Raw genomic sequence first — 12059 nt, forward strand, 5'->3', positions numbered from 1 at the left:
TCTCAACTCTTCCGCACCTTGAATAAAATGTTCGCTTGCAAAGAGCTGACTGTCATCTGAATCACTCGCCTTCTATGGTAATATTTATAAGTATAATTGGTTGCGAGACAAATTACAATTGCGGTTACGTTTCTATTTCTTTAATGATGAGTCCAAAAGTCCTTGATAATACAACCGCTTGCTCAGGGGAAATGATGCAGCCCTGCAGATCTTCCAGCGTTGCGCCCAGTCCATCAAAGGGGCAGCTGCTTATATCAATTCCTGCCAATTTTGTGCCAGACATTTGAGCCTGATCCAAATTCGATTCACATAACTCCACTTTCATTAATTCCGATCTGTAAAAATCGGCGTTGCACAAAGACGTGTTTTCGAATTTCACCTGCTTGCAATTGGCAAAACGAAAAGTCGCAAAATCCGCATAGCAGTTATGAAACAATACATTTCGCAAAGTCGATCCTAGCAAATTCAGCCCTAAAATTTTGCAGTCATTCATTTCCACTCTGTGCATGATTGCGTCACTTAAATCTATATTAGATAAATCACATTTTTCAAAAATAACGTCCGTTAGTTCAAGCTTATGAAAGGTGATTTGGTCAAACGTTACATTTTTAAAAATGATTTGATCAAAGCAGACTTTTTCAGCTGTCTGGTTTTCAATCACTTCATTTTCAATAACCCTCAACTGAAAAACATCTTCGGTATAAATGTTTCTATCCGTAAAAGTAAAAGGCTCCATATCCTTAGGCATATTAGGCCGCAGTACATTTGCGTTTTTCCGATTCTTCTTATCCATGCGTGAATCTCCTTGTTTCATCATATTAATCTATTATGTATTTCGATGTAACAACATTGAAAACCATATTGTTCATTCTAATCCTAGCACAAAAGAAGACTACCGATTAGCAAACTGACTGGGATTCTCTTTATCCTCCCCTTTGCTCCATTCTCCCCTTCCATCAGAAGCCTCTCGCTCAGCGAACACTCCCGTTCACTACCATCATGATCGCCTCGCTCCATACTAAGATACACGAATCATCCCGCGCCTTTTCCTCAGCGTTATTTCTCCTGACTATATGGGAGATTGGACATAAGAGCCATACACAGAGGACCGTCAACATGTTCTCGTTTGAAAAAGGAAAAAGAGGCTATATCACCCCTTTGCCCCATTCTCCCCTTCCATCAGAAGACGACTCGCCCAATGAACCCACGTTCGCTGCCATCATGATCGCCCCGCTCCATACTAAGGTACATGAATCATCATGCGTCTTTTCCTCAGCGTTATTTCTCCTGACTATATGGGAGATTGGACATAAGAGCTTTTACACAGAGGACGGACAACATTTTCTCGTTTGAAAGGGAAGGGGTTGCTGCTATTTTCTGAATGTAGGGGAGAGTGGCGAAAAGGAGCGAATAGCGTCCCTTATCAGGGAAGGGCAAAGTGATATCAAGGCAAAGCGTATGACATTTTCACCCTCAATTAAAGAACATCCTAATATATTAAAAAAGCCTTGGAACACCAAGGCTTAAAAGGGTAAAGGTTATGAAGAAAAAATTGGTCCTGACACAAGTTGCTCTTGGAGCGGGTGATGGGAATACTCAACATCTGATTCTAACTGAGCCTTCGGCTCAACTTAGAGGTAATGTTGACGCGCGTCCTACTTGGGATAATTCACCGAAGTATTCACGGACGGTTACTCAACATCTGATTCCAAATGAGCCTTCGGCTCAACTTAGAGGTAATGTTGACGAACGTCCTACTTGGGATGATTCACCGAAGTATTCACGGACGGTCGAACCCGTGGGTTCGCTTCCTAACACAAGATGTTACTGGAGCGGGTGATGGGAATACTCAACATCTGATTCCAAATGAGCCTTCGGCTCAACTTAGAGGTAATGTTGACGCGCGTCCTACTTGGGATAATTCACCGAAGTATTCACGGACGGTCGAACCCGTGGGTTCGCTTCCTAACACAAGATGTTACTGGAGCGGGTGATGGGAATCGAACCCACGCTGTTAGCTTGGGAAGCTAAAGTTCTACCATTGAACTACACCCGCAAAGTACAAAAACACACTCAAGCTAAGAACATCCCAGACTGGAGTGTGTGACAAGTTAGAAATTGATGGTCGGGACGACACGATTTGAACATGCGACCCCTTGGTCCCAAACCAAGTGCTCTACCAAGCTGAGCTACGTCCCGACAGGCGTTAAGATGTCAACAACTAGTGACAACAATGAATATATCATATTTCACGCCGTTAAGCAAGCGATTTATTGCAATATTTATTGCAGCGCCCGATCGTCCCCGCTTAATTATCCACGAGTCCGTGCTCCAGCGCGTAACGCGTCAATTGGACTCGATTTTCGAGATGAAGCTTTTGCAATATGTTCTTCAAGTGATTTTTCACCGTATGCTCAGACAGTGAAAATTGCGCAGCAATCTCTTTGTTGGATTCGCCCTTGGCTACTCGCTCTAATATTTCACGCTCGCGCGATGTAAGCGGCGTCGCGGCCGGAGGCTTATTCGGCCCTTTGGACGAGAACTCCTGCAATATGCGGAAGGCAAGCTCCTTCGACATCGGTGCCTCATCTATCGCAATTGCGCGCAAATATTCGTGCCAAGCGGAAGGCTGCAAGTTTTTGAGCAGATATCCCTGCGCGCCTTTTTTCAACGCTTCGAATAAATGAGTGATATCGTCAGATACGGTCACCATCACGATTTTCACATACGGAAATCGCTCTTTAATGCGTTTAGTCGCTTCAAGTCCGCCCATCACCGGCATCGAGATGTCCATCAAAATCATATCTGGCATTACCGTTTCCGTCATAGCGAGCGCCTCTTCGCCATTTACCGCTTCTCCAACGATAACAAAGGAAGGATCGATGGACAGAATGTCCCGCATTCCTTCACGGGCGTGCGCATGATCGTCTGCAATAAGTACGCGAAATGCGTTCTCCGGTATCGAATTCATGGTTAAAACCTCCTTTTTATTCGTCACGATTCTAGTCGTTCTTCTTTGCATACGCGCAGCACCGTTCCCTGCGCCACACGCTCCACATGCAAGCTCCAGCCCATATTGCGGGCACGGTCCCGCAGCATTTTCAAGCCGAACTTACCCGACTCCGCGAACGGATCACTCTTGAAGCCCGCCCCGTCATCCCGGACTTCACAATAGAAACCGCCGGGTATCCGTTTCCCTATGACCTGCACCGTCTTCGCATCCGCGTGCTTGCGCACGTTCGTCAGCGCTTCCCGAACACAGGAGAACAGCGCGATCTTTTCCTTTATCGAGAGTGCTTCCTCCGGTAAATCCCATTGCACTTCGACCTGCCACTCCGTGTCCTTCTTGCTGTCTTCAATCATGTGCATCAATTGCAAAGACCATGAGAAATCCGCTTCTTTGGGTGCCGTTCTTAGGTTGGCAATCGCTTGACGAACATCGTCATAGACATGCCGCACCGTCTGGCGCAGCTTGTCCAGCTGCTCCTGCTTCTCTTCCGCAGACGCGGCCTCCAGCCGATCGATTTTGACAGATAACATGAACAACGATTGCGAGATTCCATCATGAAGTTCCTGTGCCAAGCGCTCCCGTTCTTCAAGCGCTGCCTTGGTCTGCTGCTCCCGGCGCAACGTCGCCTGCGTATCGTCCAGCAGCTTGAACAATCTGGTCAACAGCGTGGCAGACACGATAAAGACGATGACGGGAGCGAGAATATTGCCCATATCCATCGACAAATAGGGCAACAAGAAAGAGTGACGAACATACTCCCATAAGCCGATCGTAATCGTCGGTATCCATAAGATGAGGCGTTTAATCATTTTGTCGCTCACGGCGCTTCCCTCCTAGCCCAAACATAAAAAGCATGAGGCACATCCTAAGAAGGACCGTCATGCTTCAGTGAAGTTGCCGACATGATGCTATATCCGCATCCATAATGACTACTGCGGTGGGGCCGTGGACTCTCGCACTATAATTTCTGGATTAAGCTTCAACGTGGTGCTGCGTTTGTTCACGCCGTTAATTTGCTTCATCAGCACATCGACCGCCATTTTACCCATTTGAACAGCTGGCTGGCGAATGGTCGTCAATCTTGGCCTCAGCTCGGAAGCAAGTGACTGATCGTCATAGCCAATGACCGACACGTCATCCGGAATCCGACAACCCGCTTGCCGCAGTGCATTTATGGCGCCAATCGCGGTGAAATCATCGGCTGCGAACAGACCCGTCGGCATTTGCCCTTGCGCTAACCATTTCTGGACGATGTCGTACCCGGATTGAATGGTGAATTCCCCTGGCTCGATGGAGAACGGCTCCAGCCCCTCCTCTTTCATCGCCTGCATGAAACCCCTTTCACGTTCGATTGCACTCAGGAAATATTGCGGTCCTTGAATATGGGCAATCGAGCGGTGCCCCAGATCAATAAGATGCTTCGCCGCTTCATATCCGCCCTTGAAGTTGTCGACTGTCACACTGGACACCGCCGGATGATTCTTTTGGTTGTCGATGAGCACGAATGGAATTTTTCGTTTCTTCAATTCCATTACATAAGGCTCCTCATCAACGGCTGCTAATATGAGCAGGCCGTCTACGCGATCCTCTTGAATGAGATAACTCCCCGCCCCCTCTTCCAAGGGATGGTTCGCTACAGACAAGGCCAAATAGTATCCATGATCTCTTAAAAGAACCGACACTGTCTGCACGATATTGTCTAAATATGAATCCTGTAGCGTGGTTACAATCATGCCGATTACGCCCGTTTTTCCTTTCGCTAAGCTGCGTGCCGCCGCATTGGGATGATAGTCCAGTTCTTTCATCGCCTGCAATACCTTTTGACGATTTTTTTCTCGAACGGTACTGGCGTTGTTCAAGACACGGGATACCGTCACAACGGACAAGCCAGCTTTTTTGGCCACATCAAAAATACTGACTTTCATAGCCTTCTCTCCTCATAGCTTCATCGTATTGGACAGGCTTGCAACATCTAGTATAAATAATAACCAATTTAAAGCGTTATTCCAATAAAATATCCTCTTATTTTGAATATACTTTTTCTTTTCTGAATAAGTATGCTCAGACAATATAAGCTGTGCCGTTCTGCCAGCTGTCGAGAAATCCTGAAACGAAATGAAATGGCTTCCGTATGATTATAAAAACAGGACCCGCAGGACACCCTTAAATTGTGTGTTCTAAAAGGTAGCTGGGATATATCGTGATCAACAAGGGACTTTTTGAACGACCTCTTAAAAGGGAAAAGGAGATGATCGTTTCATGATCGTAGTAACAACAGAGCGAATTGCTAATTACGAAGTGACCGAAGTAATGGGCACCGCCTTTGAAGCGGTATAAGCAATACGATAATCCACTGGATGCGATCGGCGTGAACGGTGATTTCGTTCCGACAAAAGAAATATTCATCGACCCTCGCGACGGGTTCAAATATCAAGTGTACTACAACCCCAAGTCGGGGGAGCGCAAATATGTGCGCATGACATAATGATATCTAATACGGAAGAGCGCCGCACCTATATCAATAGGAGCTGCGCTTTTCTCACATTCCACAGTCTTGATGGGATAACATCTATCGAAGCCTGTGGTAAGATGAGCGACCGTGCTTAGAGGTGGGTATTAGCGTGATCAGATTGCTGGTTACTCGCTTACCTTCCCCTTTGCTTCATTCTCCCCATCCATCAGGAGACGGTACGCTCAAGCACGACGCAACTGCCATCACGATCGGCTGCTTCATGCCATAGTATACGACATGGCATATGCCTTCCCCATTGATGTTATCCTTCCTGAGCTTATGGGAGAATGGATATAAGGACCATTACACGGATGCCCGACGATATACTCTCGTTTGAAAGACAAGCAAGGGTCCATTCTGAATGAAGGGGAGAGTGGAGCAATGGATAGAACCAGCACACCTTCTCCGGGAAGGCTCACATTCAACAGCCTTAAATACAAAGCGACCGCCCTCTCTCCGGTACCGGAGCAGCAGGGCGGTCGCTTCATTAGGTTACGTTATCATTCCGGGCGTTTCTGGATTTTCTGACTGAAATTCACTTCTGGCGTCGTCATCTGGTCATAGAATTGCAAATATTTGTCCCGATCTTCCGAAGCAAGCAGGGCCATAGCCGAGCGCGGATGCTCGTCAAGCGTGCCCGTCACTAAGTAAGGGATAAGATAGCCCCACTCCCATTTCTCGCGTGTCTGCAGCATGAAGTTCTCAATGAAGCCCAACACCGGACGCAATTGATACTTGCTGTTCTTCAAGTGGGTCAACAGCAATTCTGTTGGACAGTTCCCCGCACCGCGGCCCATGCCGTACACCGATGCATCCAGCAGTTCGACACCGATTTCCGCCGCAACGAGCGTATTCGAGAAAGCAAGCTGCATATTATTATGCGTGTGTACACCAAGCCGTTTGTTAGGCAAATGTTCTTTAAATTTATTTACCAAGTAATGAATATCATTATGATCAAGGCTGCCGTAAGAATCGACGACATAGACCGCATCTACCGGACTTTCTTTAATCATGGCGAATGCTTCCACCAAATCGTTCTCCATCACATTGGACAACGCCATAATATTCAAAGTTGTCTCATAACCGCGCTCATGGAACACGCGAACCAAATCAATCGCTTTGTCGACATCCTTAATGTAGCAAGCGATACGAATCAAGTCGAGCAAGCTTTCGCTGCGCGGCAAGATGTCGTTCTCATCCACGCGACCGATGTCAACCAGCGCTGAGAGCTTCGTTGTGCCTTTTTGCGGAATGACTTTTTTCAAGAAATTGTCGTCCAAAAATCGCCAAGGACCTGCTTCATCAGCGCCCTTTAAGAGCTTCGGCGAATTTTTGTAGCCAATTTCCATATAATCGACGCCCGCTTCATTCAATGAGGCATACAGGCTTTGCACAAATTCTACGCTGAAGTCCCAGTTGTTCACAAGTCCGCCATCGCGAATAGTGCAGTCGATAATTTTGCAGTGATTCGTTTTCATCCCGCTATCTCCTTTTCAAAAATAATTTTCTCTCCATTCTAATGGAAACTTTCACATAAAGCAAAGCAAAATAACCTATCTTTTGCATCTATTTGACGTATATCGCTGAACATTCGCGCAAAATATGTATTTTCCATGACAAATGTCACATGCTTTTTATAAATCATATGGTAAGTTCAATTTATTCTCAATGATAAAGATTATCATTCCAAATTGCAAATTTCTTCAAGATATTTGAAAAGCTGTAAACTGATAGAAAGAGGGAATTCCCGTGAGTACACAGACATCGACTGCTGCTGAAATCAACACCACTCTATGTGAACTCAAGCCTGGACAACAAGCTTGCATCTGCGATTTGACCCGTGTCCATTCGACGATATTCCAACGTTTGCTCGATCTGGGAGTGGAAGAAGGATCTCATGTGCATATGAAGCGCACCAGCCTATTCGGCGGACCGCTTACGCTCGAAGCCAACGGACAATTGTTCGGCATCCGGCGGAGCGTTGCCCGGCTCATCGGGGTGAAGCACACATGACAACCTGGACGACGGCGCTTGTCGGCAATCCGAATACCGGCAAGACTTCCCTATTTAACGCGCTAACCCGTTCCTACGAATATGTCGGCAACTGGACTGGCGTCACCGTCGAGAAGAAAGTTGGACAGCTTCATCGTCAGTCTGGAGCGTTAATAGATTTACCTGGTATTTATTCACTGCACCCGATGTCCCGTGACGAGGGCGTAGCCGTTCAATATTTGCTGCATGAAACCCCGGATACTCTCTTAAATGTCGTAGACGCTTCCCAGCTTGAACGTAATTTATACCTGACCGTTCAACTATTGGAGTATGGCGTTCCAACCTATATCGCATTGAATATGAATGACGTCGCGGAAGGTCGCGGCATCCACATCGATCCGAAGAAGCTGTCCGCAGCGCTTCAAGTCAAGGTTATTCCGGTCAATGCCCGGCGCAAACATGGCATATCAGACATCATCGGGCAGCTCCAGTCTGCGAATTCCGAAGCCACCGCCCCGAAAGAACCATTATCGTTCCAGCTTCATTATGGAGATAAAGTGGAAGCGGCAATTACGCAAATGAGCGCCTTGCTTCCCGAAGCAAATGTGCCTCTTCGTTGGGTGGCGCTGCAATACTTAGAGCGCAATGAGACGGTTCAACATTGGGTGCACAACAGACTTGATTCTGCTCAACAGAGGAAGCTGGAGTTGATAGGCGAGGAGACCGAGAACCAATTGCGTGCGCATGGACAGGCATTGCACTTGGCGCAGCATCTGCGGGCGGTTCGCAACTCCTTCATCCGCGAAGTGCTGTCATCCTCAGTGAACATGAATGAGCGGAAGCCTCATACGTTAACCGAGCGAATTGATGCTATCGTCACCAACCGTTGGCTCGGCATTCCGATATTTATTGGCATCTTGTACTTGATGTTCAAAGCGACCTTTGAATGGATCGGCACACCGCTCTCAGATGCATTGGATGCCTTTTTCTCGGGACCGTTAACCGTTGGCGTCTCGTCCTTATTAGATTCCATCGGCGCCTCGTCCTTTACCCATGCGCTCTTGGAAGAAGGCATTATTGCCGGTGTGGGCGGCGTGCTCGTCTTCGTGCCGCAAATTTTCATTTTGTTCTTGTTCATCTCTTTTATCGAAGACTCGGGTTATATGGCACGCGTTACGATCGTCATGGACCGATTGATGGAAGCTGTCGGATTGAACGGCAAAGCGTTCATCCCCTTCGTCATCGGCTTCGGCTGCAATGTGCCTGGGATCATGGCCGCCCGCACGATCGAACAGCCGCGGGAACGGCTCGTCACGACGCTGCTCGTACCGCTCATGTCCTGCTCGGCACGTCTATCGGTCTATGCCCTATTTGCCGGCGTCTTTTTCGAAAGTCATCAGGCGCTTGTCGTCCTCTCGCTTTATTTGCTCGGCATCGTGCTGTCCTTGCTGCTGGCGAAGCTCTTCACGAAGCGGATGATGAAGGAAGAACAAAGCGTATTCGTCGTAGAGCTCCCGCCATACCGCATGCCGCAATGGCAGACCCTGTTCCGCAACACATGGGAGAAAGGGAAAGGCTTCGTCCGCAAAGCCGGAACCTTCATTCTCGGGGGATCGGTGCTGATCTGGCTCCTTACGTATGCGGGACCGGGCGGATTCGGCGTGGAGATGGACGACAGCTTCTTGGCCTACATCGGCGGCTTGCTTGCACCGCTGTTCATTCCGCTCGGATTCGGAACTTGGCAGGCTGGAGCAGCTTTAATTACCGGTTTTTTGGCCAAAGAGATTGTCGTATCAACCATGAACATCATCTATCATGCACCTGATGCAGCGCTGCTGGAAGCGCAAATTGCCCAAGCGTTTACACCGCTATCTGCCTTTACGTTCTGTGCATTTATCCTGCTGTACGTCCCGTGTCTGGCAACAGTCGGAATATTGCGCAAAGAGACATCTTCATGGGGCTGGACAGCATTTGCTATCGGATATTCCTTTGTCATTGCTTACATCGTTGCGCTCCTCATTACCGGTGTCGGGCGATTGCTCGGCTATGCTTAAGAAGAAGGTGATATACAATGCCATGGATAGAAATCGGATTAGTTGCCGCTATCTTTGCCTATGCCATATGGATGGTTGTCCGTCACGTTCGAAAAAGCAAGCAAGGAGCATGCGCCTCCTGCGCGCTGAATCGCTCCTGCTCGTCGGCATGTTCCGCCGCCAAGCCACATGCAGACCGGAGCAGCCTTGATCACGGCAACCTTCCACAATAATAATGCACAAGGGTGAACCATTCCTTCAGGAACGATTCACCCTTGTCTTATTCATGCGCTGCTATGTTATCCCTGTTATCTATAGTGTCGTCAGCGGGATATGGCCTCCCCGCCTTCTGCGAATCTCCTCGATCGTCTCCATGAAGCGCCGCTCCACTTCGCTCAGATATGCGTCTCCCTTGCGAATATACACGACCGACACCTTGTTGAACGGCTGAGGAATACGGAACACCCGCAGGGCGCCTTCCTCCTCTAATTTGCTGATTGCCGCCCGTGGTACGACCGTGATGCCGAGTCCAGCAACCACGGTGCCGATAATCGTCTCGAGCGTACCGAACTCCATGACTTTCGTGGGCGAAATCCCCTCTTGTTGCAGCCATTGCTCCAACTTGGCACGATAACCGCATCCCTTGCGGAATACAAGCAGCGGCCGATGCAGCAGATCGCGCACATAATAATCCCGAATCTGCCCCTCCATGACGCCGCGGCCGCAGACGAGCACCAGCTCCTCGTCGAATACGGGATGCTGCTCCACATTGGCTGCCGTCACCGGTCCAGAGACGAAGGCGCCGTCCAACTTATATTCAAGCACCTCTTCCGTCAACTTCTCTGTAACGCCAGTCATTAACGAAAGGTCTACCTTTGAGTATTTCTGATAGAACAGACTGAGGATATCCGGCAAGCCGACGACGGTCTCTACCGAGCCGATAAGCAAGGAGCCGGAAGGGTCATCCGTATCTTGGAACGCCTTCGTTATCTCGTTCATCAGCTGAGTCATGCGCTCCGCATAATATAGCAGCTTGCGCCCTTCCGCATTCAGCATCATGCCTCTGCGGTGACGATGGAACAGCGGGTGGCCGAGCTCTTGCTCCAGCAAGCGGATGCGGGCCGTTACATTGGATTGAACGTAACCCATTTCCTCGGCAGCACGGCTGACACTGCCATGTTCGACAACTGCCATAAAGATATGAATATCACTTACGTCCATGCTGATGACTCCTTCATGACTGATCCTTCACAGTAAGTGTGAGCTATTATTCTAAGTGATATCTTAAATCACTTTCAATTGTTTTACAAGATACTAAAATAGTCATATGATGAATTTCGTTGAGTTGCAAACATCAGGACCGTACAGTAGGAGTGAACATTCATCATGAGTAAGAAACATTTCTGGCAAGGAGCGCTATTCTGCCTCTTCGCCGCTGTTGCGTGGGGCGCCATGTTCCCCATTGCTGAGAGCGCGCTGCATCATATTGATCCGTTCTGGTTCTCAGGAATACGTTACCTTGTCGTTGGCTTGCTGTTGGCTGTTATTCTTGGTTTAAAAGAAGGAAAGCGGGCTTTCCGCACCGAAGGCCGCGGCTTGAAGCTGTGGGTGCTCGGTGCACTCGCTTTTACCGTATATAACTTCGGAGTATTCTGGGGACAGCAACAGCTTGGCAAGTCAGGCGTGCTGCTCGCTTCGATTATGGAGTCGTTCATGCCGATGCTTGCCGTATTATTCGTATGGATGGTCTCCCGCAAGCGTCCGAATAGTTGGACCTTAAGCTGTGTCATCGTTGCTTTCATAGGTGTGCTCTTCGTCGTCACGAAAGGGGATTTCGCAACACTTGCGAACGGCGGCTTGCAATTGCTGCCCCTGCTGTCGGTGTTCGCCGGTGTAACCGGCTGGGTAATCTTCACCGTGAGCAGCGATCAATTCTCGGGTTGGTCAGCGCTGCGATTCTCGGCACTAACCTCGCTATACGGCGGAGTCACTACGTTTGCCATCGTATTGATTATGACGGCACTTGGAATCGTCGATACGCCGGCTGTCAGCAGTATCGTTACTATTATGCCTGAGATGCTATTCATGATTGTCGTCGCCGGATTGCTGGCTCTATTAAGCTGGATTCAAGGCATTCAACGATTGCATGCCATCAACGGGATGCTGTTCATCAATTTTGTGCCCGCGACCACCTTTATTATTTCTGTCATTCAAGGCTACTCCATTTCTGGAGCGGAGATGTTCGGAACACTGCTTATCGTGTGCGCGCTCATCGTCAACAACGTGATTAGCCGCCGGTCGCCTGCAGAGCAAACTTCAAAAGTTGCAGCTACGCAGAAATCGGTTCACGGACGCCTTCCGAAGAAGCATACACACGCTCCGACAGGATGACTATCGAACTACGATAACAAACTAGACTTCACATAACCCTACAAGTGAGTGCTACCTCTACAAGCAACAAGGGAGAGACCCAATGGTCTCTCCCTTGTTGTATATTCGAATCCATATATAT

The 12059-nt window shown here is 48.6% G+C and carries 11 protein-coding genes and 2 tRNA genes; 4 read left to right on the forward strand and 9 right to left on the reverse strand.

Translation table 11 applies throughout. The annotated features are described in order from the left end of the window. Window positions 1–124 precede the first annotated feature (124 nt). The 6 genes from LQV63_RS18730 to LQV63_RS18755 all read right to left on the reverse strand — a co-directional run bounded on the left by LQV63_RS18730 (window position 125) and on the right by LQV63_RS18755 (window position 4935). Entirely contained in the window at window positions 125–793 is a 669-nt protein-coding gene (locus tag LQV63_RS18730; protein WP_233697870.1) for a pentapeptide repeat-containing protein, read from the reverse strand. 1189 nt (window positions 794–1982) lie between these two features. Then, window positions 1983–2056 (reverse strand) — tRNA-Gly (locus LQV63_RS18735). Between the two features lie 66 nt (window positions 2057–2122). Then, window positions 2123–2199, reverse strand: a tRNA-Pro gene (locus LQV63_RS18740). 109 nt (window positions 2200–2308) lie between these two features. Continuing rightward, window positions 2309–2971 (reverse strand): response regulator, encoded by a 663-nt coding sequence (locus LQV63_RS18745; protein WP_019421387.1) that lies wholly within the window; start codon window positions 2969–2971, stop codon window positions 2309–2311. A gap of 23 nt (window positions 2972–2994) precedes the next feature. After that, the gene (locus tag LQV63_RS18750) at window positions 2995–3831 is read right to left on the reverse strand and encodes a sensor histidine kinase (protein WP_233697871.1); all 837 of its coding nucleotides are present in this window, start codon (window positions 3829–3831) and stop codon (window positions 2995–2997) included. A 108-nt stretch (window positions 3832–3939) separates the two neighbouring features. Then, window positions 3940–4935, reverse strand: coding sequence for a LacI family DNA-binding transcriptional regulator (locus LQV63_RS18755; RefSeq protein WP_019421389.1), 996 nt, complete (start codon window positions 4933–4935; stop codon window positions 3940–3942). A gap of 398 nt (window positions 4936–5333) precedes the next feature. Between LQV63_RS18755 and LQV63_RS18760 the strand changes: the two genes are divergently transcribed. Continuing rightward, a complete protein-coding gene (locus tag LQV63_RS18760) occupies window positions 5334–5495 on the forward strand; it encodes a hypothetical protein (protein WP_233697872.1) in 162 nt (53 codons plus the stop codon). A gap of 527 nt (window positions 5496–6022) precedes the next feature. Here the strand turns inward: LQV63_RS18760 and LQV63_RS18765 are convergent. Beyond that, window positions 6023–7000 carry an aldolase catalytic domain-containing protein gene (locus tag LQV63_RS18765; protein WP_233697873.1) on the reverse strand — a complete coding sequence of 326 codons (978 nt, stop codon included), beginning with the start codon at window positions 6998–7000 and terminating at the stop codon, window positions 6023–6025. Window positions 7001–7271: 271 nt separating this feature from the next. Between LQV63_RS18765 and LQV63_RS18770 the strand changes: the two genes are divergently transcribed. Then, window positions 7272–7535: a FeoA family protein gene (locus tag LQV63_RS18770; RefSeq protein WP_233697874.1), complete on the forward strand. Its 264-nt coding sequence runs from the start codon at window positions 7272–7274 to the stop codon at window positions 7533–7535. Continuing rightward, window positions 7532–9568 carry a ferrous iron transport protein B gene (gene feoB / locus LQV63_RS18775; protein WP_233697875.1) on the forward strand — a complete coding sequence of 679 codons (2037 nt, stop codon included), beginning with the start codon at window positions 7532–7534 and terminating at the stop codon, window positions 9566–9568. Before LQV63_RS18770 ends, feoB begins: the two co-directional genes overlap by 4 nt. 38 nt (window positions 9569–9606) lie before the next feature. Here feoB and LQV63_RS31830 read toward each other — a convergent pair whose 3' ends face one another. Next, window positions 9607–9762: a hypothetical protein gene (locus LQV63_RS31830; RefSeq protein ID WP_325175902.1), complete on the reverse strand. Its 156-nt coding sequence runs from the start codon at window positions 9760–9762 to the stop codon at window positions 9607–9609. Window positions 9763–9859: 97 nt separating this feature from the next. Continuing rightward, window positions 9860–10768, reverse strand: a complete 909-nt coding sequence (locus LQV63_RS18785; RefSeq protein ID WP_019421396.1) for a LysR family transcriptional regulator — start codon at window positions 10766–10768, stop codon at window positions 9860–9862. Window positions 10769–10933: 165 nt separating this feature from the next. On the opposite strand from LQV63_RS18785, the gene LQV63_RS18790 reads away from it, so the two are divergent. Continuing rightward, window positions 10934–11938 (forward strand): DMT family transporter, encoded by a 1005-nt coding sequence (locus LQV63_RS18790; protein ID WP_233697877.1) that lies wholly within the window; start codon window positions 10934–10936, stop codon window positions 11936–11938. The last annotated feature ends 121 nt before the right edge of the window (window positions 11939–12059 follow it).

This window comes from Paenibacillus profundus, assembly GCF_021369635.1.
Lineage (GTDB): Bacteria > Bacillota > Bacilli > Paenibacillales > Paenibacillaceae > Paenibacillus_B > Paenibacillus_B profundus.

Excerpts from the sequence above, each read along its gene's own strand:
- LQV63_RS18745 (WP_019421387.1), bottom strand. The coding sequence starts at position 2,971 with ATGAATTCGATACCGGAGAACGCATTTCGCGTACTTATTGCAGACGAT.
- LQV63_RS18730 (WP_233697870.1), bottom strand. The coding sequence starts at position 793 with ATGGATAAGAAGAATCGGAAAAACGCAAATGTACTGCGGCCTAATATG.
- LQV63_RS18790 (WP_233697877.1), top strand. The coding sequence starts at position 10,934 with ATGAGTAAGAAACATTTCTGGCAAGGAGCGCTATTCTGCCTCTTCGCC.
- LQV63_RS18765 (WP_233697873.1), bottom strand. The coding sequence starts at position 7,000 with ATGAAAACGAATCACTGCAAAATTATCGACTGCACTATTCGCGATGGC.
- feoB (WP_233697875.1), top strand. The coding sequence starts at position 7,532 with ATGACAACCTGGACGACGGCGCTTGTCGGCAATCCGAATACCGGCAAG.
- LQV63_RS18755 (WP_019421389.1), bottom strand. The coding sequence starts at position 4,935 with ATGAAAGTCAGTATTTTTGATGTGGCCAAAAAAGCTGGCTTGTCCGTT.
- LQV63_RS18785 (WP_019421396.1), bottom strand. The coding sequence starts at position 10,768 with ATGGACGTAAGTGATATTCATATCTTTATGGCAGTTGTCGAACATGGC.